The organism is Pollutibacter soli (assembly GCA_029269725.1).
GTDB classification, from domain to species: Bacteria; Bacteroidota; Bacteroidia; order Chitinophagales; family Chitinophagaceae; genus Pollutibacter; species Pollutibacter soli.
Genome location: JARJHS010000016.1, coordinates 12,791 through 39,518 on the forward strand (window position 1 = coordinate 12,791; position 26,728 = coordinate 39,518).

At 42.7% G+C, this 26,728-nt stretch carries 16 protein-coding genes; all 16 read right to left on the bottom strand.

Annotated features, from left to right (window positions below; genetic code table 11):
• Positions 1–231: 231 nt before the first annotated feature.
• Entirely contained in the window at positions 232–8,310 is an 8,079-nt protein-coding gene (locus tag P2W82_RS24415; protein ID WP_336518588.1) for a GAF domain-containing protein, read from the bottom strand.
• A gap of 253 nt (positions 8,311–8,563) precedes the next feature.
• Entirely contained in the window at positions 8,564–9,058 is a 495-nt protein-coding gene (locus P2W82_RS24420) for a GDYXXLXY domain-containing protein (RefSeq protein WP_336518589.1), read from the bottom strand.
• Positions 9,045–10,121: a DUF4401 domain-containing protein gene (locus tag P2W82_RS24425; RefSeq protein WP_336518590.1), complete on the bottom strand. Its 1,077-nt coding sequence runs from the start codon at positions 10,119–10,121 to the stop codon at positions 9,045–9,047. Before P2W82_RS24425 ends, P2W82_RS24420 begins: the two co-directional genes overlap by 14 nt.
• The gene (locus P2W82_RS24430) at positions 10,111–11,079 is read right to left on the bottom strand and encodes a DUF2157 domain-containing protein (RefSeq protein WP_336518591.1); all 969 of its coding nucleotides are present in this window, start codon (positions 11,077–11,079) and stop codon (positions 10,111–10,113) included. The genes P2W82_RS24425 and P2W82_RS24430 overlap by 11 nt, the downstream gene beginning before the upstream one ends.
• A 458-nt stretch (positions 11,080–11,537) precedes the next feature.
• A complete protein-coding gene (locus P2W82_RS24435) occupies positions 11,538–13,145 on the bottom strand; it encodes an amidase (protein WP_336518592.1) in 1,608 nt (535 codons plus the stop codon).
• 227 nt (positions 13,146–13,372) lie between these two features.
• The gene (locus P2W82_RS24440) at positions 13,373–13,684 is read right to left on the bottom strand and encodes an MmcQ/YjbR family DNA-binding protein (RefSeq protein WP_336518593.1); all 312 of its coding nucleotides are present in this window, start codon (positions 13,682–13,684) and stop codon (positions 13,373–13,375) included.
• 346 nt (positions 13,685–14,030) lie between these two features.
• Positions 14,031–16,469, bottom strand: a complete 2,439-nt coding sequence (locus P2W82_RS24445; RefSeq protein ID WP_336518594.1) for a hypothetical protein — start codon at positions 16,467–16,469, stop codon at positions 14,031–14,033.
• A 138-nt stretch (positions 16,470–16,607) separates the two neighbouring features.
• Positions 16,608–19,019 (bottom strand): hypothetical protein, encoded by a 2,412-nt coding sequence (locus tag P2W82_RS24450; RefSeq protein WP_336518595.1) that lies wholly within the window; start codon positions 19,017–19,019, stop codon positions 16,608–16,610.
• Positions 19,020–19,396: 377 nt separating this feature from the next.
• Positions 19,397–20,212: an alpha/beta fold hydrolase gene (locus P2W82_RS24455; protein WP_336518596.1), complete on the bottom strand. Its 816-nt coding sequence runs from the start codon at positions 20,210–20,212 to the stop codon at positions 19,397–19,399.
• 117 nt (positions 20,213–20,329) lie between these two features.
• Entirely contained in the window at positions 20,330–20,857 is a 528-nt protein-coding gene (locus P2W82_RS24460) for a hypothetical protein (protein ID WP_336518597.1), read from the bottom strand.
• Positions 20,858–20,985: 128 nt separating this feature from the next.
• Positions 20,986–21,492: a DinB family protein gene (locus tag P2W82_RS24465; RefSeq protein ID WP_336518598.1), complete on the bottom strand. Its 507-nt coding sequence runs from the start codon at positions 21,490–21,492 to the stop codon at positions 20,986–20,988.
• 332 nt (positions 21,493–21,824) lie between these two features.
• On the bottom strand, positions 21,825–22,514 hold the full coding sequence (locus P2W82_RS24470) for a helix-turn-helix transcriptional regulator (RefSeq protein ID WP_336518599.1): 690 nt from the start codon (positions 22,512–22,514) through the stop codon (positions 21,825–21,827).
• A gap of 1 nt (position 22,515) precedes the next feature.
• Positions 22,516–23,181 (bottom strand): O-methyltransferase, encoded by a 666-nt coding sequence (locus tag P2W82_RS24475; protein ID WP_336518600.1) that lies wholly within the window; start codon positions 23,179–23,181, stop codon positions 22,516–22,518.
• A gap of 256 nt (positions 23,182–23,437) precedes the next feature.
• Positions 23,438–23,950 (bottom strand): GNAT family N-acetyltransferase, encoded by a 513-nt coding sequence (locus P2W82_RS24480; RefSeq protein ID WP_336518601.1) that lies wholly within the window; start codon positions 23,948–23,950, stop codon positions 23,438–23,440.
• A gap of 55 nt (positions 23,951–24,005) precedes the next feature.
• The gene (locus P2W82_RS24485; RefSeq protein WP_336518602.1) at positions 24,006–25,124 is read right to left on the bottom strand and encodes a Gfo/Idh/MocA family protein; all 1,119 of its coding nucleotides are present in this window, start codon (positions 25,122–25,124) and stop codon (positions 24,006–24,008) included.
• A gap of 313 nt (positions 25,125–25,437) precedes the next feature.
• Positions 25,438–26,649, bottom strand: a complete 1,212-nt coding sequence (gene sucC / locus P2W82_RS24490; RefSeq protein ID WP_336518603.1) for an ADP-forming succinate--CoA ligase subunit beta — start codon at positions 26,647–26,649, stop codon at positions 25,438–25,440.
• Positions 26,650–26,728 lie beyond the last annotated feature (79 nt).

The window sequence follows — 26,728 nt, forward strand, 5'->3', positions numbered from 1 at the left end:
GCAGCAGATACATTCAAACTCACCTGACATATTCATATCATTTGAACTTGAAAACCTCAATCGCTTTATCCTGATTATTCCTTTTGCTTTTGTTTCTTATTTTGCCTTTTCCTGACTGTTTTATTTCTTTTCTCATTTCAGTTTTTTGTTTTTCCCAAATACGCCTGATCTCCCAATCGCCGTTTGTTCCTGTTGCCTGTTTACTATTGCCTGTATTCTGTCCCCTCTCTTTTATTGGTATACTAAAAACAACACATTTTCCATTCCTTTTTCCAAACGCAAACTCTGCGTCAGATCATGCTTTTCTGAAATCAGGGAATTCAGAATGATGATATCCGGTTGCGTATCCATAGCTTTTGTAACGAGTTCTTTTCCGTCAGATTCCACCACCTGGTATCCTTTACTTTTCAATACATCAACAAGCGTACGTACTGTCGTCTGATCTTCATCAACAACCAATACTTTTTTCCTTGATTTGCCTTGCTGTAGTAATGAATCTACTTCATTGAAAAGAATTCCGGTATCGATTGGCTTGGTGAGATACCGGTCTACCCCGATTCGAAAACCGCGTGCTTTATCCTGAACAATTGACAATACGATGATCGGGATATCAAGTGTCTGCGGATCATTTTTCAATACTGCCGCAACATCAAATCCGTTCATTTCCGGCATCATGACATCCAGTATCACGAGGTCGGGGCGGTTGGCACGGATGCTTGCCAATGCTTCCTTTCCATTTGTCGCCTCTTCAATCAGGTACCCCGCATCACTGAGTTCCTGGTACAGTAAAGAGCGTATCGAATCATCGTCATCAACAATCAATATAGTGGACGTTTGGGTTTTGTTGTTCAGCCGTGATTGTGCCATCTGTTCTTTCAGCTGAGCAACGAGATCGTTTAATGGAACAGGTTTCAGCTCTTCATTTACTTCAATAGGAATAGAAAACGAGAATGTACTGCCTTTGCCGATCTCGCTTTCCAGCCAGATCCTTCCTCCATGATGTTCGATGATTTCCTTACAGATCGGCAGACCGAGGCCGGTTCCCTTAGGCTTATCCGTTAGTGTGTCTCCCACCTGCCGGAACTGTTCGAACACAGCATTATGATCAATTGCGGCAATTCCGATTCCGGTATCAGTGACGTCGACAATGATATCTGAATCAGTGCGGCTGACCTTACATGTTACTATGCCCTGGTCGGTGAATTTTACGGCATTGGACAAGAGGTTAACAACCACCTGTATAAGTTTGTCGCGATCGCCGCGAATTTCAGGAAGATCTGATCCATATATTTTTTCAATTGCCAGACCTTTCTGATCAAACAACGCAGATGTTGCCGAAGATGCACGCTCCACAATTTCCGGGATCGATACCCATTCTTCACTCCACTCCATTTTACCCGCTTCGATTTTTGCCAGATCGAGTACATCATTGATCAGGTGCGTGAGCCTTTCACCTTCAGCTACAACAACATTCAGGTTTTCTGATACCTGCTGTATTACTTTTTCTGTTTTTGGATCTGATTGATTCGTGAGCGGAAATATTTTTTCTTCGAGTCTTTTCCTGATGATTTTTGCAAAACCAAGAACAGAAGTTAATGGTGTACGCAATTCATGACTTACTGTAGACAGAAATGCACTCTTTGCTTCATTGGCTTTCTCCGCAATCTTCGATGCTGTTTCCGCTTCAAGTTTTGCCAGTTGAACTTCTTCGAACAGTCTTGCATTTCGAAGGGCAACTCCTACAGACGCGGCAATAGTAGATAACACGCGTTGATCATTTTCAGTAAACCGGTTTTCCTGTTCAGTTGATTGAACACTGAGTACGCCGATAATTTTATCACCGTCAGGAATGGGAACACCGAGATAGGAAGCTGCAGGTAAGCCAACACGTTGAAAACCCAGGGCAGTTGTTGAACTTTCAATTTCACTATTCAGTAAAAGCGGCTCTCCTGTGATCAGTACCTGTGAAGTAAGGCCCTCTCCGATTTTGCGCGGATTCATTACTTCTCCATATTGATAAGGGAAAAAGATGGTTCTTGTTTTTTCATTCAGCAATGCCAGGTAAACAATATTTGCATTGAACAGCTCTTTCATCTGGTTCCCGACACGTGCGATCAGCTCGTCGGCGTTGAGTTGAGATGCCAGAGTCTTGCTCACATTATTAACTGTCTGCAATTCTGCACTGCGTTGTTTTGCCTGGTTGAGCAGGCGGTTGGTTTCTTCAAAAAGTCTTGCATTCTGCAGGGCAATACTTAAACTGTTCGACAGTGTTACAAGCATTTTTACATCTGAATCAGTGAATGCGTTTTCTTCATCGAGGTTCTGCAGGCTGACGATCCCTGTTACTTCATTACCCTCAAACATCGGTACAAATACTGCGGACTTTGCACCCTGGCCAACAAAAATCGGGTTTACAAACTTCTCTTCATAATCCCGCATGCCGCTGTTGATCAGCAGCATTTGTTTTGTTTCAATGATGTGTTTGCGTATGCCGTATGGTTCACGTGCAGCCACCTTACTTCTATCGCCTTTTTCGTATGCATAACGATCTTCGATAATATTCGCCTTGCGGTCATAAGTAACGATGTCGACTACCTGCGCGTTGAATACTTCACGCATTTTTTCGCCCACCATTTCATAGATCGATTCTGCATTCATCTCACGAACCAAACCTTCCTGAACTTTGTTGATCGTAGCAAGCTCTGCTGTTCGTTGTTCTGTTTCTTTCAGCAGGCGTTTCGTTTCATCGAACAGTCTTGCGTTCTGAAGGGCAATGCTAAGACTGTTCGAAAGGGTAACAAGCAATCGCAGATCTGATTCACTGAATGCATTTTCCTGGTCGATATTCTGAAGACTGACAATTCCTGTGACTTCATTTGCTTCTATCAACGGAACAAAAACTGCTGACTTCGTCATCTCACCAACGATCACTTCATTACCATAGAACGCCGCATGTCTTTCCATGTCTGAATTCAACAGCAACATTTGTTTACTTTCAATCACGTATTTGCGATATCCGTTCGGTTGCCTTGGCGCAAGCAATGTGCGGTCGCCTTTCTCAAAAGCATATTTGTCAGAAATGATGTTTTTGTTTTTATCATAAGTAACGATGTCGATCACCTGTGCGTTGAAGATCTCACGCATTTTTTCGCCGACAAGGTTATATATCGCCTGTTCGTCTATTTCTCTCACCAAACCTTCCTGTACCACATTAATCACACCAAGTTCGGCTGTCCGCTGTTCAGTTTCAAGAAGCAATCGTTTGGTTTCATCAAACAACCTTGCACTTTCCAATGCGACACTCATACTATTGGAGAGTGTCGTGAGCAGGCGAACATCCGATTCTTTGAAGGCAAATTCTTTATCGAGGTTCTGGAGGCTGATAATACCTTTTATTTCTCCGCCTGCAATCATCGGAACGAATACCTGCGATTTGGGTTGTACTCCATACATTACTTCATTTCCGAATTTCTTCGATTCCTCTGCTACGTTTTCATTGTGTAAGAGTACCTGCCTGGTTTCGATTACATGTTTTCTGAAACCAGATGGAATACGAGCGGGCAGGGTGGTACGATCGCCATTCTCATATGCGTAGCGATCTTCAATAAGGTTTGATTTTGAATCGTAGGTAACGATATCTATTACTTGAGCATTGAAGATTTCCCTGATCTTTTCTCCCACTAAATCATAAATCTCCTGGATATCCATATGCGCAACCAGCCCTTCCTGTACACTGTTGATCACGGCAAGCTCGGCATTGCGTTGTTCTGTTTCTTTGAGAAGCCTTGTGGTTTCATCAAACAGGCGTGCGCTTTCCAGCGCAACACTCATACTGTTGGACAGGGTGGTGAGCAGGCTATGGTCGGATTCACTGAAAGCATATTCCTTATCAAGGTTCTGCAGACTGATAATTCCTTTCACTTCATTGCCCGCAATAAGTGGAACAAGGGCGGCGGATTTTGGTGTCTCACCAAAAATGATTGCATTATCATATTTCGCGGCAGCGGATGAATAGTTGGCATCAATAAATATCGGCTGCAAGGTTTGTATGATATGCTTGCGGAATCCACTGGGTGTTCTGGGACCTATCAGAGAACGGTCACCTTTTTCATATGCATAGCGGTCCTCGATGGTGTTGGAATCTTTATCGTACATAACAATATCGATCACCTGTGCATTGAATATCTCCCTGATCTTTTCTCCCACGAGATCAAAAATTCCCTGCATATTCATTTCCCTCACCAATCCATCCTGTACACTATTGATTACAGCGAGTTCCGCATTGCGTTGTTCCGTTTCTTTCAGCAATCTTGCCGTCTCATCAAACAACCTTGCACTCTCTAATGCAACACTCATACTATTGGAAAGTGTATTGAGAAGGTTATGATCTGCATCTGAAAAAGCATTTTCACGGTCCAGGTTTTGCAGACTGATCACCCCCTTAACTTCATTCCCGGCGATCAAAGGGAAAAAAGCAGCTGATTTCGGAAGATCTCCGACGTGTACGGAATTATTTGCTGCTCTTGCAGCGGCTTCAAAATTATCAGTTACAAAAATGGGTTGCCTGTTTTCAATCACCAGTTTCCGGAAACCTTCGGGTTTGCGTGCGCCAACCAGTGTGCGATCACCTTTCTCAAAAGAATACCTGTCTTCAATCTGGTTCAGCTTGGAATCATACATCACAATGTCGATCACCTGCGCATTGAAGATCTCGCGGATTTTTTCACCCACGAGATCAAATATGCCCTGGATATTCATTTCGCGTACAAGACCATCCTGCACTCTGTTAATTACATCCAGTTCGGCATTGCGTTGCTCAGTTTCCTTCAATAGTCGTTTTGTTTCATCGAAACGACGCGCGCTTTCCAATGCAACAGTCATACTGTTGGCAAGTGTCTTCAGCAGACTGATATCTGATTCCGTATACGCATTTTCGCGTTCCATATCCTGCAGGCTGATCATTCCGCTAACCTGGTTATTTACCATCATAGGAACAATCACAATCGATTTTGGAACCTCACCAATCAGAGCGCCGATATTTTTTTGTCTGGCAATTTCGTCAAGGTTGGAATTGATGACCATTACTTCACCGCTTTCTGCGACTTCTTTTCTGAATCCCTGCAGGGGGCGGGGGCCGAGCTTCGTGAGATCACCTTTTTCAAAAGCATACCTGTCTTCAATGGTGTTGTTTTCTCTGTCGTACATCACGATATCCATAACATCAGCATGGAAAATTCCCCTGATCTTTTCACCCACCAGGTCAAATATTCCCTGCATACTCAGTTCGCTTACCAATCCTTCCTGCACACTGTTGATAACGCCTAATTCGGCATTTCGCTGTTCTGTTTCTTTCAATAATCTCTTAGTCTCATCAAATCGTTTTGCACTTTCCAACGCAACGCTCATGCTATTGGAAAGGGTTTTGAGCAGGTTGACGTCACTCTCAGAAAAAGCATTTTCTTTGTCGAGGTCCTGCAGACTGATCATTCCCGTCAGTTTCTTGTTGGAGATCATTGGAACGATTACAACAGATTTCGGAATTTCTCCGATAACGGCAATGACATTTTTTTCCTTTGAAATCCTGGCTACATCTTTATTTAGCAATACAACTTCGCCGGTTTCAGCTACCGATTTTCTGAAACCCTGCAATGGCCGTGGTCCCAGTAATGTAGTATCGCCTTTTTCGTATGAGTACTTGTCCTCTATAACCCGGGAATTTTCGTCGTAACTAACGATATCGATCACCTGCGCATGAAATATTTCGCGGATTTTTTCACCGATCATCCGGTAAATGGAATTAATGTCCTGTTCGCTTACCAGGCTTTCCTGCACTTTGTTGATTACCGCAAGCTCTTCTACACGTTGTGACAGCTGTTTGGTGCGGTCGTTTACTATTTTTTCAAGCTCACGATGCTGTTCATGCAGGTGTTTTGTGCGCCAGCGAACGAGTAAAGAAATCAGTGCGATTGCCGCTATTGCATAAATAGTCCATGCCCACCAGGTGAAATACCAGGGTGTAGTTATGATAAAAGTATAACTGGCTTCTTTACTGATGGTGCCATACACATTCTGTGCACGAACGCGGAAGGTATATTTTCCCGAAGGCAGGTTGGTGTATTCTTTATAGTTGCTATTGCTGAAACTGCTCCAGTCGTCATCATATCCATCAAGCATGGTCTGGTATTCAGTTCTTGTTTCATTATCGTAATACGGAGCGGTAAAATCGAACCTGAGTGAATTGTTTTTGAAAGGGAAGTGTAATAACGACCCGGATGTTTGATGCAGTTCCGGATTATAAGTGGTTTTACCGTTTCTGACAAAGCGAAGAATCGCGGGGAAACTATTGTTCTCTTCCGCTGCAAGTTTAGAATCATACCGGATCATAGCATCAGTTGCGGCCAGCCAGGAGATGCCATCCTGGTCATGATAAATCTGGGCGATCGAATATTTCGCCAGCGGTTCCATACTGGTGCTGTCGATAGAGTAGCCATTTCCGTTAGGCGTGAGTATATTTGTCCGATGGCCGATTCTCAACCAGATACGGCCTGCTTTGTCAGTACCAATAAGAGATTCATTTATCCCACCTCCCCTGGGATATATTCCCAGTAGGGTGTCCTGGTAAAAGTTCTCCGTTTTGTAGTTAAAACGATAAAATCCGGAATCACCTGTAAATATCGGATGGCCTAGCAGGCTGGTTGTAATACCAGGCAACTTGCCGAAACCGTTTGAAGCATCGTATTTTTTTACTTTCAGATCGGTTTTTTTTGGCTTTCCAGTCAACGGAAATTGAACCCGGTACACCGCACTGTTTTGCGTTCCGGCCCAGCATTCTCCCGGATGATCAATGTCTTCAGAAAATGTCCATACACTTTCATTTATACCAGGTGCTGATCCGAGTAATTCCCATTCAGCACTTCTGATAGTACTGTCCCTGTAAAAAATAAAAAAGCTCTCATTTGACCCCACAAAAAGCAGGTTCCGGTTAGCCTTCGGTCTAAAAATAACCAACGTTGAAAAATCGCCGCTTACTGATTCCCTGATTGTTTTGACTTTCCCGTTTTTTAAAGAGTAGAACCCATCATTGGAAACCAACAATTGATCCCGGTCAACGTGCAGATCAAAAATCTGGCTTTGAGGGATAGCAGTAACCCTTTCAAATGCCTGCTTTTCTGGATTTAGTTTTAATAACCCCGATGCCACACCGGTATATAAAGAACCTTCGAATCTCGTCAGCGACAATGGAGATGAAGTAATTCCCTGGAGAGATCTGAAATAAGTAAAAGGACTGCTGAGCTTGACCTTTGAAATACCTACGTCGTGGCCAACCCAAAGATTTTTATCCCGGTCGATTAACATGGAATAAACAAGGTCATCGGCCAGACCACTTGTTTTGTTGATTCTTTGAACAATTTTTCCTGATTGATCAATTATGATAATACCAGCCCCGATGGTTCCCAACGCATATGTTTTATCGGGTAAAAGCATGGCCTTGTATACTGAATATTGCGTAATAATTTCATTCGCTTCGGAGCTGAATCTTTCAAAGGTTTTTCCGTCGAACAGGTAAAGTCCTGCATTGAATAAAGCAATCAGAAATTTTTTATTACCCTTACCATCATCAAACGGTAGCATTACCTGCATCCGGTCTTTGCCTATAAATTCACTTCCCGGGATCAACGTAAGGCTGTCATTGATCAGCTTATACAATCCTTTGTTTTGCTCATGAACAAAATATTCACCGTTCACGAAAAAACTATACATAAAAGAAGTGGTTGGGGTCCACACTTTTACCCTTTTGTCAGGAGACACCCGAAACAGATGGGACCGAACCTGGAAATAAGTACCCTGGGGTGTAATTTGTATTGAGCGTACATCCTGGAATTTCCGGTATTGTTCAGGAACTAAATTCAGTAATGAAGACTTTTTATTGTTTCCAATGCTGTCTTTAATGAGATATCCAAAATCACCACTGGTGCCATAATACAATACGCCGTTGCTATCTGCTTCCAGTGCACGATAAACGCTGGAAACTACTTCTCCCGGTAAGTTAAGAGCCCGCCACCTTGATCCGTCATATTGGAAAATATCCAGTGTTCCCCCGAAGTAAAGAAAGCCCTGTTTATCCTGGGTGACAGCCCACATCTGGGAATTGGTGAGTCCGTTGACAGTGTAATCATCGATTTCAGGCACACCTCGTTCATTTTGAGATTGCCCGAAAGTGTTCAGCCTCGAAAAAAGACAACCAATTACAATAAAATACCTGATAAACTTCGCTCTGCGAATGAAAAAACTAATGCTTGTTGCCGGCATGGAAAATTTAGTCTTTAGAAAAGAATGGTGGAAGTAAATCGGGAGGCTTTCACCGGCAACGGATAGACAGAACGCGATGCTGATACAGCGTTTGTAAATATAGGTGATTTAAAATGCAATTCACAGCGATTCCGATGCAGAAAAGTTTGCCCTTTTCGGCAGTTTCGTAACACTAATGACAGCTTATAGAAAACTGCAATTGAACCGGCAAAGAACTTTCTGTGATTTTGACTGTAAAGGATTTGATTGACAATCAACGGGCGGGCCTGATCAATGAGAATTTATTGTCATACAAGCCAATGAGTATGCCCTCTCCATTTTTATCGACTTTTAAGCCTCCATACCTTGCGCTGTCGTAGTCCGCTAGTCCTTCCTGGAAAAAATAGCTGTCGGCTCCAACCTTTACGAACATGTCTTTAACAACGGTATAGCGTAAGGGAAGTTCTCCTTCTGCCAACGGTTCCGGTTTTTCCTGAACCCTGATCTTTTTTGCAACACCATTTGAATCAGGTACTATTACAAAATAGCCCTTAACAGGAATAGAATCGTGATTTTGTGACCTGCTGATTGCATAATCCAGGCGCATATAGTCGCCCTGGAAAAGAGACCTGGGATCAACAGGTGCGAGCTCAAGTAAAACAATTTTACCGTTTTTTAAAGTTTGCTCTTTCTGATATACACTCCATGCAAAAAAGGCAAGAACCAGTACCAGGTTGATCGCGATCAAAAAGAGGTTACGCTTTTTCATCGGTTATTTTTTGTGAACGGATAAACAGCCATAACAGGCTTATGACAATTCCTGACAAACATAGAATACCAGATTTGACAAGCAGAGTTAAACGGAGATCGTAATAATAACGAGATAGTCCATACAACAGGAACACCAGGCTGATGACCAGTTCAGTGATCAAACCATAATGAAAACAAAGAAGTATGAGTAACAACGCTCCGGAAACATAGCTTGCAAAAAACAGCGGTACGGCGATGAGCGCAAGAAAAGCCATTACGATCATTATGTTGCGAAACTTTACTCCAATCTCAAACATTAAATTGTACGCAGTAAAGCCGATGGCCAACCAGATGGCGACAGATGCAATCCATTGCGTGCCTGTTCCAACCCTTGTGTTATAGTATGGATACTGGTGCAGGAAATAAAGACAGCCGACAAATGTGATAAAAAAGCCCGCCTGTAATGGCTTGAGCATCGAATTCAGTTTTTTTCCTGAGGCAAGTATGTCTGGCTCGTTTACAGTAAGCCATACCAGACCTGCTTCAATGAGTATCAACGGGAACTCAAGAAGGTCATTCCAGTTATTGACTGCGAAGTAGCCAATGAAAGCTCCGAGACTGAATAATGTTCCCAGGAAAACCGGAACGAAGCGATCAGAAAAAATAATTGCTGAAAGACCACAAAAGAAAATGCAATATATCCAGATGATCTCTTTATCCAGCATCTGGTAAAGGCCCAGGCCAAGCAAAAAAGTACCAAAGATGAAGAAACAGATGATCGCTGTATCCAGCACAAGGTTATCTACCAATCTGCCAATGACGAGGCTTGCTGCTACCGAAACCAGGCCGATCACAACACATGCAGCATCGGATTCGAAAATATTAATCATGGCCAGGAACCCGAATAGAAACGAAGAGCCAAGAATTCCGCCGAGAATAGACAGCACTTTAATGATGATCTGTGAGTATGCAGATTGAATCTGGTTATTGGCTGCAACAATTTCGGTTTCATTGACAAAAAGATCCTGTCTTTCTGTTGCCCGAAGATTCGATAAATATGCTGTTAACTGATCAGGTTTCAATGTTCCATTTTTTATGTAACTGAACTAGTTTGATGATGAGAGCTGTTATGCCGGCGACAAAAAACAAGCTCACAAACAAAAAAACAGCAGCAGATCCGTTAAATGATTTAAATATCCACGCTGACAAAATGCAGATCAGGGCAAATCCCATAATTGCAAGTGGAAATATCGATTTTTCAAATATGCTCCACGCGAAAATCAATGGAAAAAAAACAAGTCCAAACACAAGAGAAATTACAGCATGCATCCCTGGTGTACTATAAATCCCTGATATGATAGCTACGGTCAGAAAGTACAAGGCACCGGATAATACCAGGTGTATAAACCATGGGGGCTTTAGTGCTATTATTTTCCTGCGACTGAGCCACTCCGTTAGAATGCAGATGTATATGTTAACGATGAAAAGAATATTTAGCTGCGCTCCATCTTTCCATATGCGGCTGTCCTGTATGAAATAAAAATAAACTGTGAGATTAATCAGGAAAACTCCGACGAGCCAGAGCGGAGGGAAGGACGATGCGAGGGTCCATACAGCAATACATATCAACCAGACAAGAAAATAATCATAAGTATCTGCACCGGTCTGGTAAACCTGTCCAAATACGGCCCATAGTGTCCCGACAAGCAATGCTGTTGCCGTCAGGCAGATTCGTTTAACCAATGGCGTGGTGCGTTTAAGAAATACCGGGATGATACCCGCAATGATTAATAAGATCAGGATGCCGAATTTCTGGAAGGGCTTCATATCCTGCCAGTTGTAGGCAAAAAAGAAAAATACGCCTGCAGTAAATAATCCTATTCCCAACGCCGATAAAAAGTATTCGAGAAATTTTCTCCAGCTGGATGCTGTTGCGCGAATTTCATTATCCCTGAACGCGTTGTTGATCTCAACCGGCGTCCAGTTGCTGAAACGGGAAATTATATGGATAAGGTTTCTACTGAGTTTAGTCCCAGGCATCGGGTTGAGTTGTGATTCTAAAATAAGAAAGAATTATTGGGAGGGAATTGATTAAAGTCAAAAAAGTTCGGTTCAGAAAAGTTGTCGGTTGTCGGTTGTCAGGAACAGCCTGTTGATCGTTTATAAGGCCGCGGGAAGCAGATCGGTGCAGAGCGTTTAATTGAACGCAATCAGTTTGGTTTAAGGCAGCAGGCATCCGGTAACAGATATACTCGAATAGAGTACTGTTTACGAAAACTGCCGAGATCGTAGAGCTGGCTTTCCGTTTTTTTTATCATAATATATAATGTGAACAGCAGTCAATAATTCCAGGAGAGCCGATCATTTGCCAGCTGTTTGAGATTGTGCAGGGAAGAAATTGCTCTATGCAAAGTCGGTTATTTTGCAGAGACAAGGATGCTTTGACTCTACAAAAAAACCAAACGAAAAATGATGAACGAAAAAAGTTGAACGAAAAACTATGAACTATACCTGATCGTCTTCACAAATTCCGGCTTCTTCCGGTTTTTCGAAATCTGCTCATAAGCATATGCCAATCCGATCAACCGGCCCTCATCAAGTGATCTCCCGAAAAAACAAATACCCACCGGGAGACCGTTTACCATTCCCAGGGGTACTGTGACTGAAGGATAGCCGGTTTTTGCCGCGAAAGAATATCCACCATAACCGGTGAATGCATCACCATTGACAAGATCGATATTCCAGCTGGCGCCATTTGCGGTTATACAAAGCGCATCGAGATTATTTTTATTCATCAGATCGGTCAGGAATTTTTTGCCGGTTGCCATTTTCGTGATGGCATCTGTATATTCTTTCGATTTCAGATTGCCCTTTGCTTCGCAGGCTATCAGAATTTCCTGCCTGAACCAGGGCATCGCAGATTCTTCATGGTCATTATTAAACTTTATAACATCTGCCAACGATTTAACTGACGCATCCGCGGTTTTTAAATAATGGTTTAAACCGTCTTTGAATTCATATTGAAGTACCAGGTATTCTGCGTCACCGAGTTTGTCATTTTGTTTGTCAAATGCAACAGGTACCAGTTTGGCTCCTGCAGTTTTCAGTTGACCGATGGCAGTATTGAACGCTTTATCAACCAACTCATGTCTTTTTACTGAAGGATCATAACCGATCCTTTTTCCCTTCAGAAAGTCTGCATCCAGGAATTGAGTGTAATCCGGAATTTTTTTTGATTTCAGGATGGATGTTGTCGGGTCCCTGGGATCATCACCGGCAATAGCAGTCAATAGTATCGCTGCATCAGTTACCGTGCGTGCCATGGGGCCCGCCGTATCCTGCGATTTCGAAATCGGGATAATTCCGGATCGGCTTACCAGTCCTACGGTTGGTTTTATGCCGACAATTCCGTTGATACTTGAAGGGCAGGAGATAGATCCGTCGGTTTCCGTACCAATGGCAACGGCACAAAGGTTTGCGGCTACAGCCGTACCAGATCCCGAACTCGACCCACAGGGGGAACGATCGAGAACATAAGGATTGAGTGTTTGTCCGCCTCTGCTGCTCCAGCCACTCGACGACCTGGAAGAACGGAAGTTGGCCCATTCGCTGAGATTGGTTTTGCCCAATATAACGGCACCGGATGCCCGAAGACGGGAAACCAGCCCTGCATCTTTTTGCGCTTTATGACCTGCAAGTGCAACAGAACCGGCAGTAGTCTGCATTTGGTCAGCAGTATCGATATTGTCTTTGATCAACACCGGAATTCCATGCATTTTGCTCCTGGTCTTACCCGCTTTTCTCTCCTGGTCAAGTTCATCTGCAATGGCCAACGCATCCGGATTCAATTCAATAACAGCATTCAGCTGGTATCCGGCCTTGTCGATTTCGGATATGCGTTGCAGATATAACTCAGTGATCTTTCTTGAGGTCAGTTCTCCTGAAGTCATTTTGCTTTGCAATTCATCAATGGTGATTTCTTCAAGGATAAAATCTGACCTGACAGGGGATTTTGTTTTATTAAAGTTTTTACTGAAACCTTCAGGCAAAAAACCAATAGCAGTGCCGGTGAGAATACTGTTCAGGATAAAATTTCTTCTTTTCATATTTGAATCTGGAAAGGTTGTTGGAGCAGATGGTTCTTCTAATTTACAGGAAATACGGGTGCTAAGTAAAGCCAGCTTTATTCAACAGCCTCAATGCGGAGGGAGCGCGGAAACAGGCCGCGGCTGCGCACTCAACAATGAAAAAGTCAGCCCATGGGATGTAGTGCTGATGGGCGGTAATGGGAACAGGCTATTTGCAAAGCCGGTATTTGATTGATGACCGGGCACTAACTCCTTACTGTTTTATAAGCAAGGGCAACAATTTCTTTAAGCAGCGGTTGTTTTATTTTTTTCAATTCAATCATGGTCCATCCTTTAATGCCCCAGTTTCCTTCAACAGGATATATTACAGTCGGATCGATCCTGCAATAAATAAATTGATCTTCAGGTTTTAGTTTTACGACTACCCGCTGTTTTATTTCATCCAGGGTCGCAAAAATTTTCTTCCTCGTCCGGTAAGATTTTTTTTCAAAATGAGGATGTTCTTCCGCTTCCGGAAGTTCCATCGCCAGTTGTGTGAAAAATTTTATGGAGGCCATTTCTATATGGGCTAAAGCCCAAAATTCAATATTAATTTATAATCCCCAGGCTGAATCCAGGGGCAATTGAAAATACATTTTTATCAGGGATACAATAAATCTTGTCGCAGTTAAAGCTGCATTTAACATGTGTGCGGGCTAACGCTCAGCCAATAATTGAAACTATTACTTACCTCATACCTTTGACCTCATTTCCGCCCTTCGGGCGGCTGGAAACAAAATGGTCCTACCGGAACATAACCTTGCCTCTGATCGCAATGTTATATGCATTTAACACTCGCGGAGGCTAACTTGAAAATTACCACTTAAAACCTTCCACTTTAAACTTTACACTTTCAACGGCTGTTCACTGCTTACTATCCGGGATCACCTGACTAAAATACACTGGTGCCGACTCTGATTTCAAAAAACCAATAATGGTCACCTGGATTTTTTTCAGCTCATCATTGTTGTAAAAGCTGATGGGCTCGGGCGTTGCAGATTCACTTCTCCAGAAAGGGTTCCAGTATAAAACAGACCGCGTGTCTTTACCTTCGGGTTGTTGCGCAGGATTTGAATAGTTGGCCAGGGGGAACTCATTGATTTTATTAAATCCTGGTAATGTGGAATTGGTCATGCCGTCAGCTGTTGGCATCCAGGAGCTTTTGGTGCCATTTCTATGTGTATAAATCAGGACCACAGATGCTGTCGTAGATGCATCTGCTCCCGATGCTCCGGAAAAAACACCTCTGGTTACTTTTACCATCGCAATATTACTCACTGGTATGGCGCTTACCATGTCAACATCGACTAAATTTTCATCTACATATACCGATGCTCTTCCCCCTCGTATAATCGGAACCCAATCGGCACCATCGCGCATTACCTGTAAACCCGGTACGCGGCCTTGCAGATATTGCAGAATATTCTGATAGTTGACCGCTGTTTTGTTGTCATTTACCATATCAAAAACAATCTCGTTATTTCGCCTGTACATGGGCGTTGATAACTGCTCGTTCAAAAGTTCCGTGGGCGTTTTCTTTTTGCCCTTAACCAGAACGGTTTCAAGACTTTTGATTTTTTCATCAACAACTTTGTAGTTGTCGTGCGCGAGAATGGCCCTGGCAACTTCAGGATCTGTTGGAATTGAACGATCCCGCGCCAATGCCTGGTAACCACTGCCCGGCAGTGGTAAATTGTATGGTGCTGTTTTGTTTAGCTGAACAAAACTTACTTTCAGGTTCTTCTTGTTGATCTTTTTATCATTCAGCTGATAATATACCTGCACAGAGTTTTCAAACAACATCCCATACAGATTAAACTGACCCTTGTCATCAGTTTGTACCAGCTGCATCTGTGATGATGAATCAGCATATTTAAAAATCAGGTTGAGTTCCATATTACCTGCCGGTTGATTGGACAATGTGGCAGTACCCTGGTAACTGAGGTAGGGTAGCGGTTTGAAATTAATCGAAGGGAATTTTTCATTAACAACATCTTCCCATTCAAAACGCTGCCATTCTTCCGTCATCAGAAATGCGTCCAGCGCGGCAGGACTTTTACCGGAAGCAAAAAATGATTCAGGTTTATAAATTTTATTCTTGGGAAAATCCGAATTCAGCCATAGCTGCCCATAGTAGGTTTGATCAATGGTGATCGGATCTGCACCAGCTTCTGAAATCAACACACTATAATGATCGAAACTCGTGTCCGGGAAAATGCTGATGCTGTTAGAGGCTCTTGCTTTATCTGTGAAGTCAGGTGAAGCTACAGCAGGAAATTTCATTTTCAGATTTGCAGCATCAATAAAACAAAGTCGCTTAATCAAAACTTTATTCGATGCGTCGAATACCGTAAGTTGAAAAACGCCATTCTCCATATCTTTCGTAGGAATGGTTGCCACGATACCAGATGCTGTAATGGCGCCATTGGCTTTATAAACAACAGTATTGTTAACTGTACCTACAATAAAACATGGTACAGATGCGACGGTGGGATTTACACTCCGTAAAGCATAATGTATTATTCCTTTGCCTGTGTTCAGTTGAATGCTCACCCCTGATGGTGCAGCAGCGGGAAGATCAACATAACTGCTTTTTCCAGCGCCATCCTCAACCACCACCTGGTATTGCTGATTCAGTTCGGGTGCCAAAAAGAAAAATCCAACATTGGGATCAAGTGATTCAAAAGTGGTTATTTTTTCCGCTGGCTTTGATTTCTCAATGACATAACCTGTCCAGGTATCCGGCAATTTTCCATCTGAAAAAAGTCGAACCGCAACTTTTGTATTTACTCCCTGGATAAAATTACCGGCTTCGGGAAAAGCAGCCGCTTTCCATACAGAAGTTTTATTCGGAATGAGTTGAGTTGTTGAAGATGGATTGTAAATGCGAAGAGGTTGGATATATTGAAACGCTTCGTTGAAATTGAGCATCCATTCAGTATATGCCCGGATATAATAAGTTGATTCAGGAAGTGAATCCTTCAGTTCGATGTTTCCGTTCGTTTCACCATCGAGTACTGGCAGAAATAATTTTGCGACTGTTTGTTTTTGTGCATCTAAAAGTTCAACATGTAACGATGTTGAGATGAAACTTTTCTGGTATCCTTCAAACACAATGGCTTTGAACCAGATGGTTTCCCCGGAAACGTAAAAATCTTTATTATACTCGATGTAGATTTTTTCCTGCGAAAAACTACTGTCAAGTTTTTGTAAACCCTGTTCAACTTTATTCTGGGAAATGCCTTTGATACCCAATAATAAAACAGGTACGAGCAGTAGTAGGTGTTTGTAAAAGGAGCGCATAAGAATGGAATTGAGAAAATTCTGGTTATCGAAATTTACTTATTTCAAATCCAAAAGTCTTTACCGAATTGTTAAAACTCAGGTAGGCTTATCTGTTAGCAATCGTAAGGATAAAAAAGGGAAACAGAACAGGTGAAATCACCGTATAATCTCATTGTAAAATAAGGGTGTATCGTCGTTTTTTGAAAATCCGATAATAATCACCCTGATTGATTTTGCATCATCGTTGTTGAAAAACCGGATGGGTATGTTTTTCTGACCGTCTACCTCCTGGTTAGGTTCCCAATAGAGGAGATCCCTGGTGTCCTTCTGAATCGGGCGCATAGCCGGATCCTTATAATCAGGAGTGCTGAAGACAACCGTTTTATCGTACCCGGCAAGAATAGAATTGTTAAGCGTCGTTGTAAGACCGGGGGCAGTATTCGCCGGTTGGGTATCTCCGCGACGGGTGTAGATCGCAACTGCTGCTCCACCGCCGCCACCGGCCGAACTACCGACGAAACCACTTTTTATCACTTTCACCATGGCGATATCCGACACTGCAATAGACCCTGCGCCACTCGGATCGATAAGCATTTCATTCAGATAAATTGCCGCCTGTTGTCCGCGGATCATAGGTACAAAAGTGCCGTTCCGGTTTTCAACAGTCAGACCCGCGACGCGACCCTGCAGGTACTGGATAACACTCGAGTACGCGAAGGCACTTTGATTTTCATTCACAAAATCAATTACGGTTTCATTCATGGTCCGGAACATGGCCGTACTCAGTTTATTATTCAGCTCCTGCGTCGGATTTTTCTTTTTCGCTGTGATCTTTACTTCTTCCAGTTCCTTGATCTTCATCTCATTCATCTTGAAATTATCCCTTGCCTGCACCGCTCTGGCAATATCAGGCTTCAACACATCCTTCGGATTTCTTGCTACAAGCACAAATCCGGAAGGAGGAAGTGCTGATTTGTAATCGGCCGTGTTATTTAATGGTTCAAAAGTTATTTTAAGGTCCCTTGTACCTGCATTCTTGTCGTTCAGTTGATAAAATATTTTGACAGCATCCTCGAAGCCGAGACCTGTCAATTCGAAGTTGCCTCTGCTGTCTGTTTTGACCTGTTGAAACTGTGTTGAAGAATCAGAAAATTTCAGAATAAGATTGAGTTCTGCATTGGCAGCGACATTACCACGACCGAAAGCCGTGCCTTTGAAACCCAGATAGGAGGTGGGCTTGTATTTTATTTCGGGATATTTTCCGGCAAGAAAATCTTCCCAGCTAAATCTGGTCCATTGTTCAGTGATGAGTAAAGCATCGAGAGCGGCGACATCTCCATCATAACCGAGATATCTTGCCGGGTTATGAATTTTTTCTTTAAGATCTTCCGTTAGCCAGAGGCTCGTGAGAATATTATTCTCTGCAAGAAAATTTGGTGTGCTTCCGTCAACTACCAGGATTTCGTAATGTATGCTGTTGGTATCGGGAAGTAACTCAAACGTATTTAAATCTCTTGCGTTGTGATTAAGGTAGATGCGTGCAAATGAAGGTTCATTCAATTTCAGCTCGGTTGGTTCGATAAAACTTATTCTTTTCGCAAGAACCTGGCCCGCGCTGTCTATCACTGCCAGTTGCAGAATTCCATTTACTAACCTTTCTGTCGGGATGTTAGCTGCAACACCGGCCTGGTCGATACGGGCCTGTGCTTTGTAGACCATGATATTGTTGATGGTGCCAACGATGGTACAAGTCGCAAAGCCCTGGCTGGCCGTCTTATTTCTTATCGCATAATGTACAAGACCTTTTGCGGAATTGATTTGCATGGTCAATCCCGTTTCGGTTACTGGCGGGAGTGAGATGGTTGATTTTCGTTTTTTGTCGTCCTCTACAACGACCTGGTATTTTTTATCTTTTTCAGGGATGATATAAAATGTACCGATATTTTTATCCAGCGATTGGAAGCTGATTATTTTTTCTGTTGGTTTTTCAGCATCGATGACATAACCCGTCCATTTCGCAGGCAGCACTCCATCACTCGTTAAACGAACAGCAACTTTTGAATTGTTTCCAGCTACAAAAGTTCCTCCTTCTGTATATGCTTTTGCGGTCCATGCAGAGAGAGTATCGGCAACAAGTTTTTTCGCTGACGCGGGATTGTAAACTTCGATGGGATGTACATACTGGAAAGATTCGTCGAAGTTCAGCATCCACTGCGTATATGCGCGGATATAGTAAATGCCTTCAGGAAGGGAATCCTGCAGAACAAAATTTCCGTTTCCCTCACCTTCAAAAAGCGGTATGAATTTCCGGGAGATAACCTGTTTTTTATCGTTATACAGAACGAGATGAAGACTCGTGGAAATGGCACTCCGGTTATATCCATCAAACACATAGGCTTTGAACCAAAGCTGGTCGCCTGCTACATAGCTTGCTTTTGAATACTGTAAATAAATTTTTTCCTGCGGATATTTTTCACCCAGTGTTTGTAAGGCTGTTTCAATTTTCGTTTGTGCAGACAGCGTTCCAAATCCCAGGCACAGAAGGAGTAGAAAGGGTAACTTTTTCAAATCGACAGCTTAAAATCGGGTTAATGCTAATTCTTAAAAATAGCATTAAATGTACGAAAATAGGCAATAGTAAGTAGGCAATAGGCAATAGGAACAGCCGGCTGTTGGCAATGTCAAAGACTGCTAAGGCAACAGGCGCAGGCAACAGATCGGAGCCATCGGATTTATCAATAGTAATCAACTTGTTTTTTCAGTGGCTTTGACGAAGGGAAAATGTTATAGCCTGTATATAAATGAAAAAGTTCCTGATGGATCAGAAATTCTAATGCAAGTTTAATTTCTGCAATTTGTTAATGGAATTTGAATTTCATCACTACAAACCAGATACTATAAACTCCTATTGCCTATTGCCTACTTACTATTGCCTAAGCCATTGCCTAATCGATCGTATCCAAAAACTCCGCCAGTGTGTTATTAAACGCTTCAGGATTCTCAAGATTGGGAAAATGACCGGCGCCAGGAATTATTTTCAAAGTTGATCCCGAAATTTTTTCATTCATAAACTTCGACTTCTCCGGGGGAGTGACGACATCTTCTTCCCCGCAAATGACCAGCGTAGGCTTTACGATGGTTTTTAGAAAGGTGCAGGTTTCACTTCTTTCGGCAAGTGCTTCCAGGGAATTGGTAATGGTTGTTGTATTAGTGTTGAGAATTTGATCCAGCGTGCGATCAACCAGTTCCTTATTTTTCTCATGAGTAGTTTTGCCGAATGCATTTTTTACAAATGCCTCTGCAAATTTTTTAAGATCGCCATTCTTTATCAGCTCAATATTGTCATAACGTTTCTTTTTTCCTTCTTCTGAATCTGCAACACATTGCGTATCGCTCAAAATGAGCCCTTTGAATTTATCAGGGAATCGTGTGATCATATTCAACGCTATATATCCTCCCATCGAAAGACCACACAGAACGGGTTTTTCTACTTCTAACGCTTCCAGCAATAGCAACAGATCATTTGCCATCAAGGTGATCGTGGTTTTTTCTTCGCTGTCGCTGCTATTGCCAAAGCCACGGATATCGTAAACGATTACACGGTAATTTTCCGACAGTTTTTCTAACTGCACTTTCCACGATGATTTGTTCAACGGAAATGCGTGAATGAAAATTAAAGTCAAAGGACCTTTTCCCAGGTCATCATAGCTGATATCAATACCGTTAATTTTTATAGCCAGGTCGTTGCCGGAATTGCGCATAGGTGAATATTTGGTTGCTTACCAAAGTTCAAAATTAATTCCAGCATAAATTACCCTGATAAACAGCGAAAAGAAGGAATTCGGGCACGGAATGGGGAGAATTTTCTTCAGGATGAATTACCTGAGTTTGCCCTGGGCGCGCAGGGCCTCGATTAATTCTGTTTTGTTACGATCGTCAGTAATGGAAGAACCGGGAAGCTGACCGGGATATCCGAGGTTGACGAAGAGAATATTTTCATTATTTACTTTTAATGGGCTCATGGTAATCGATTGATCGCAGGATGAGCTGGATGTCATATGTTTTAAAATTCCATAGTACACCGCCTTGCTGTTCACCGCTACAACAAAACCTGTGTTACCGGCGTAATTCTCAATTTTTTTAAAAGAGGTCAGTGTCAGGTAAAACTGGTGCTCACTCTCGGAATAGCCGAGGATATCTTCATTCCTGACAATTGGTGCGTGATCCACGTCGGATTTTGATTGATCTACCTGGCACATTCCAGGAGTATACACTGTTTTGGACAGCATATGAATGGTAACCTGCCCATTTTTCGAGGCTTGTTCGGAGCCGGTACCCTGATCCTTGGAACAGGAAATCATCAGTGTGAAAAAAGCCAGCAAGGCTGCAATGGAAATCCTATTCATAAAGCGCCAATTTTAGAACAATTCGAGGTATTGACAAAGAGAAATCAACGGCCGTTGCTTTTATCTGGCAATTCCTCGAATAATCCGAAAATAAAATCCGGGCAGATCAGAAGACCTGCCCGTTCTTATTAAGCCGCAGCAATACTCATCTCATCTGCGCTGGGGCCATAGCTGCCTGGTATGGGTACATCCAGCAAACGCAGGAATACACCCAGTTGCGCCCGGTGATGAATGATCTGGCTGAGCGACATCCTGATCATATAACTTTTCGGTTCTTCCACATAGATCTCTTCACCATTCCGCATCGTCCAGGTTTTTGACAATAGAGCTTCGTTTGATTCCACCAGTTGGGAACGTCCGTTGATCAAAGATTTTTCAAACAGGTCCATTACCTCCGCCGTGGTATCTGCAATCGGCGGATCGTACGGGCTGGCTGCGAAATCCAGTTCGTCCGTGGTCAATGCCAGGGTAATCCAGGTTGGAAGTTCAGCAATATGCGTCGAGAGTTGCCTGATGGTCATGCTCTTAGGATGCGGTTTCCAGTCGTAACTGTCGTCTGGGATTCTGCTGAGCATTTTCCTGGTGGTCTCTGATTCGCGATTCAATTCTTCGAGGAACATTGAGATGAGTGACATAGCTGTAAATTTTGATTGTTAAGTCAAAATAAATATAGCCGGGTGACAGCCCTATGGCAGTCAGTTTTTAAAAGTTTTAAGTTTTAGGTTTTAAGTTATAAGTAAGAGGATGAAGTTTTAAAGAGTACTTCGGAAGCGTAAAAAAATGTAGATGAGAATCATTTAGAATATAATACCTGCAGCACTGAGTTCTGTAAAATTTCAATAAATAAATCCGGTGAAGTATGTTGGCAATTAACAGGCCCGATCCGGATTGAAGTCTTTTATGCAGCTTTCATCACAGTAAAGTGCTTACTTATAACCTAAAACTTACAACATATTACTTGCATCTGCTACCACTTCACCGGTAGCATCTTCATATACTCATCCATATCAATATGGTCATCCTTGGTGAATGGGGAACTGGTATTGCGTAGACTTCGGATATTAGAGATCTTAAAATCACGGTAGTCTTTGCGGAGATGGCACCAGCCGATCAGATGCCAGCTGAATGCATAGAAAATCAATCCTAACGGTTCGAGGCGGCGAATGCTGACTTCTTCTTTATTGTTCGTGTATTGTATTTCGACGACGCATTTGCCAGAGATGGCAGATTGTAATGCGGTCATGTATTCCACTTCGTAATGCAGTCTGTCTGGTACCTGCATTTTGATTTTATCGGTCAGGCTTTCCAGTTGGTCCTTCTCCTGTGAACGCATAACCGCTTTTACTTTGTTTAATGCGGATGCGTAGTTTTTCTGAATGGATTTATCAGCGAAACCAGGAACCATCTTCTCCATCAATAGAAAAGCGCTGGCTTCTTCCATGGTAAATGAAACCGGTGGCAGAAAATATCCCTGTACAATGAAGTAACCCCTATACTGTTCAAAACTGATGGGAATGCCGGATTCGCACAATGCTTTCACATCACGATACACTGTACGTATACTGATCTTAAATTTTTCCGAGATCTTTTCTGCCGGAACAAATTTTTTCGACTGAAGTAAAACCAGGATACCAAAAAGTCTGTCGATACGGTTCATACTATTTCACAATGGCAATAGCAATTCCGTCGTGCATTTTTTCTCCAACGGTTTGCAGAATACTAGCATCTACTTCAGGTGTTTCTGAAATCAATTTATTGAATCGTGCAATGCCTGCTGCATCTTCATCAGTAGTTGCTTTATCAAGAATGCGACCTTCACGCACGACATTATCTGCAACAATCACGGTACCTGGTTTTGACAGCTTCAATGACTGTTTGAAATACTCTGCGTATGGGGGTTTGTCGGCATCAATAAAAATAAAGTCGAAGGGTTCTGTTTTGCCTTTGATCATCTGATCGAGCGACTCTCCGGCTGGACCAACCAGGATCTGTACTTTGTCCGAAAGTCCTGCGTTCTCAATATTTTTTAATGCGATATCTGCATGTTGCTGTTCCAACTCCAGTGTGACCAACACGCCATCTGATGGCAGAGCTCTTGCGAGCCAGATCGTACTGAAGCCTGCGAGTGTTCCGATCTCCAGAATTCTTTTTGGCTTCGACATTTTCGCCAGCAGAAACAACATCTTTCCCTGCGTATAGGAAACACTGATGGAAGGAATTCCTGTTTCACTGATCGAATTCATCGTTTTATTCAGCGCCTCATCTTCAGGAATAAAAAGTTCATGTATATATTGATCAACGTCGGTGAATATTGAGCTGCTCATGAGAGAAATTTTAGGGAAGGCAAAGTAGGGATTTTTAGGCAATAGTGAGCAGGCAATAGGCAACAGGAACAGCCGGGCAGCAGGCAAAAGGAACTGCCGGCTTTTGCGGGTGAATTTAGTAATTGTCTGGTGTAACAGATTTAATTGCAGAGGCAAGGCATGCCTTGTCTCTGAAATTAAAGCAATCATAAATTCATTTGATATCGCGGAAACCTATAAATCCTTCATTCGCGAACGATAACTTATAACTTACCACTTACAACTTTAAACTCAACTCACTTACCAATTCATACCTCTGCTCCACAACAGGTTTCCCAAATCTTTCCGATGGGATAGATTCTGTAAGTACAAAGCCGGCTTTTTTATAAAGGTGTGCTGCCGCGGGTAATTCTGATGAAGTGTACAAAAATGCACGGGTATAATTTCTTTCACGCATACAATCCAGAAATTCATTCATCCATTTATTTCCGATACCGCGGCCACGCAATTGAGGAGATAAAACAAAATACCTGAGCTGAACCAGTTGATCATCGTGATGCAGGAGTAAAAGAAAACCCAGCAATTCTTCCTCGCTTTTGCAAAGCCAGACTTTATCTTTTAATGGATCGTATCGGGAATAGAATTCATCAAGCGTTGTGTCGACATATTCCATAAACGATTCACCATATCCATATTCCGTTGTATAAATCTTACGATGAAGCTCAGACACTCCAGCTATATCTGAAGGAAGAAGCTGGTTTGAAAATTTGAGTGTTGACAGCGTTTGCATCGCAGTTTAATTGGTATGCAAGGATCGAAATATTTGTCAATACGGTAATGAAAAACTACCGGATGCTGATTGTTTTTCCTGATTTAGCTGATTCCCTTGCTGCTGCAAGGATTTTCACCACAAGCACATTATTCTCGAGTGAGTATAATCCGAAATCCGGAACTTTTATTTCTCCCCTCACGACATCAGTGAAATAAGCAAAAGGATCTGTGTACACACCCAATGCTGATGCAGACACTTTTAATGGTTGGGTTTGCTGCATACCAACTTTTCGTATGCGCATATCCGTATTGTTGTCTGCATATACCAAACCTGTTTCACCATACACTTCCATATCCTTTCTTCCAAAAGGCCAGTTCCAGGATCCCTGGATCACGCCATTTGCCGTGGAGTAATGCACGAGGATCACGGCATCGTCATCCACTTTTGGATAGGTCTGTGGTTTAAAAGTGCTGGTGATTGCCGTTACGGCGGAAGGTGTTTCACCTTTCATCAGCCAGGTCATCAGGTTGGCACCATAACAACCGAAATCTACAACAGCGCCGCCACCGTTAAGTACCGGATCGGTCAGCCAGTCAAAAAATTCTTTGCCCACACCGATTTCCTTTGGTCCGTTATGTCCGTCATTCACCACCATCTTCCTGATCTTTCCGATATAATTACTATCGTATATCAGCTGGTAGGTTTTTTCTGTTGAAGGATACCAGGAAGTTTCATAATTCGTCAATAAATAGACTTTGTGTTTTTTCGCGAGCGCCTGCATTTTTTCTGCATGTTCATTACTCACTGCGAGCGGTTTCTCCACCATCACGTGTATGCCACGCGGAGCACAGGCTTCCACTGCTGCAAGATGCGCATGTATCGATCCAAAAGCCACGACCGCTTCGGGCTTTGTTTTTTCCAGCATATCATTGAGGTTGGTAAAAAAGAGTTGGGGATCAAGTTTGTACCTTCGGATAAATTTTCCTGCGAGAGCAGTATCAGGTTCATAAACACCTACAACATTCAAGGGCTGTTCTCTTCCTTTCCAATCAAAAATCCATCCCGAGTGACCGTGGGATATACCTGCAACGCCCAGCCGAAGCGGTGTTTTGCTTTTCTGCTGTGCAACAGATAGGATCGAACCAAGAAGAAATATTAGAAACACCGTAATCCCGATAAAGATCTTTTTCATATGGATGCTTTCTGAATTCAATATAACAAAAAGACCTGTCAGGGTTGAATCTGACAGGTCTTTTAATTTCTTATCTCATTGTGCCCGAGACAAGGCATGCCTTGTCTCTACAAATTTATCCGGGTGTAAGCATGATCATTTAATCCACCTCATTGCAATCGCAGCACTTCGGCATTCGCAATTCGTCCTTCGTATTTACAAAAAGAGCCAAGACATACCTTGGCTCTACAATTTATTAGGGTAAGAATGATCATATAATCCACCTCATTCCAATCGCAGCACTTCTTACCTCTCATTTCTCACTTCTAACCTGTTATGCGACTGCTTTCTTCACCAGGTCCGCAGCTTCGCTCAGCAAAATCGCGCTCTGTACTTTCAATCCGCTTTCATCGATCAGTTTTTTCGCTTCGGCAGCATTTGTTCCCTGCAAACGAACGATGATGGGGATATTTATGTTTCCAAGATTTTTATATGCTTCAATAACGCCCGCGGCTACGCGATCGCAACGTACAATACCACCAAAGATGTTGATCAGGATAGCTTTTACATTCGGATCTTTCATAATGATCTTGAATCCTGCTTCTACTGTCTGTGCATTTGCAGTACCGCCCACATCCAGGAAGTTAGCCGGTTCACCACCACTGAGTTTGATCATATCCATCGTTGCCATCGCCAGACCAGCACCATTAACCATACAACCCACATTACCATCCAGCTTCACAAAATTCAGATTATATTTCCCTGCTTCAACTTCGGTAGGATCTTCTTCGCTGATATCACGCAATGAAGAAAGATCAGCATGACGTGTAAGCGCATTATCATCAAGATTCATCTTACAGTCAACTGCAATGATTTTATCATCAGCGGCCTTGAACAGCGGGTTGATTTCAAGCATCGCACAATCCAGTCCGACATATGCATTGTAAAGATTGGTAACAAATTTCACCAGGTTCTTAAATGCTTCGCCGCTAAGACCAAGGTTGAATGCAATTTTTCTTGCCTGGAAAGGAAGCAATCCGCCTGAAGGGCTAACCCACTCTTTGAATATTTTTTCAGGTGTATCGTGTGCAACATCTTCAATATTCATTCCACCTTCGGTGCTGTACATAATCACATTCTGTCCTTTACTTCGATCCAGCAGGATAGACAGATAAAATTCTTTTCTTGGTGAAGGTCCATCATAGTACATGTCCTGTGTGATCAGAACTTTATTAACGACTTTCCCAGCAGGCCCGGTCTGGATGGTTACTAGCGTTCCACCAAGTATCTTCTTTGAAAAATCAATCACTTCTTCCAGGTTTTTGGCCACTTTCACGCCGTTGATACCGGTTTCTTTTATGGTACCTTTTCCGCGACCACCTGCATGAATCTGGGCTTTCACCACCGCGAAACTGCTACCGAACTGGTTTTTAATCTGGCGGTAAGCTTCTTCCGCTTCATGGATGGTACTGCATGCAAATCCTTCCTGAACCGGTACATTGTATTTTTTTAGTAATTCCTTAGCCTGGTATTCGTGAAGATTCATGATTGAAAAAATTTTTGCGAAGATAACGGAAGAAGGACGAAGTGCGAACTGCGAAGGCCGAATTCAAGGATACAGGATA

Excerpts from the sequence above, each read along its gene's own strand:
- P2W82_RS24420 (WP_336518589.1), bottom strand. The coding sequence starts at position 9,058 with ATGAAAAAGCGTAACCTCTTTTTGATCGCGATCAACCTGGTACTGGTT.
- P2W82_RS24480 (WP_336518601.1), bottom strand. The coding sequence starts at position 23,950 with ATGCAAACGCTGTCAACACTCAAATTTTCAAACCAGCTTCTTCCTTCA.
- P2W82_RS24430 (WP_336518591.1), bottom strand. The coding sequence starts at position 11,079 with ATGCCTGGGACTAAACTCAGTAGAAACCTTATCCATATAATTTCCCGT.
- P2W82_RS24445 (WP_336518594.1), bottom strand. The coding sequence starts at position 16,469 with ATGCGCTCCTTTTACAAACACCTACTACTGCTCGTACCTGTTTTATTA.
- P2W82_RS24460 (WP_336518597.1), bottom strand. The coding sequence starts at position 20,857 with ATGAATAGGATTTCCATTGCAGCCTTGCTGGCTTTTTTCACACTGATG.
- P2W82_RS24465 (WP_336518598.1), bottom strand. The coding sequence starts at position 21,492 with ATGTCACTCATCTCAATGTTCCTCGAAGAATTGAATCGCGAATCAGAG.
- P2W82_RS24415 (WP_336518588.1), bottom strand. The coding sequence starts at position 8,310 with ATGCCGGCAACAAGCATTAGTTTTTTCATTCGCAGAGCGAAGTTTATC.
- P2W82_RS24455 (WP_336518596.1), bottom strand. The coding sequence starts at position 20,212 with ATGCGCAATTCCGGCAACGACCTGGCTATAAAAATTAACGGTATTGAT.
- P2W82_RS24485 (WP_336518602.1), bottom strand. The coding sequence starts at position 25,124 with ATGAAAAAGATCTTTATCGGGATTACGGTGTTTCTAATATTTCTTCTT.
- P2W82_RS24440 (WP_336518593.1), bottom strand. The coding sequence starts at position 13,684 with ATGGCCTCCATAAAATTTTTCACACAACTGGCGATGGAACTTCCGGAA.
- sucC (WP_336518603.1), bottom strand. The coding sequence starts at position 26,649 with ATGAATCTTCACGAATACCAGGCTAAGGAATTACTAAAAAAATACAAT.
- P2W82_RS24470 (WP_336518599.1), bottom strand. The coding sequence starts at position 22,514 with ATGAACCGTATCGACAGACTTTTTGGTATCCTGGTTTTACTTCAGTCG.
- P2W82_RS24435 (WP_336518592.1), bottom strand. The coding sequence starts at position 13,145 with ATGAAAAGAAGAAATTTTATCCTGAACAGTATTCTCACCGGCACTGCT.
- P2W82_RS24475 (WP_336518600.1), bottom strand. The coding sequence starts at position 23,181 with ATGAGCAGCTCAATATTCACCGACGTTGATCAATATATACATGAACTT.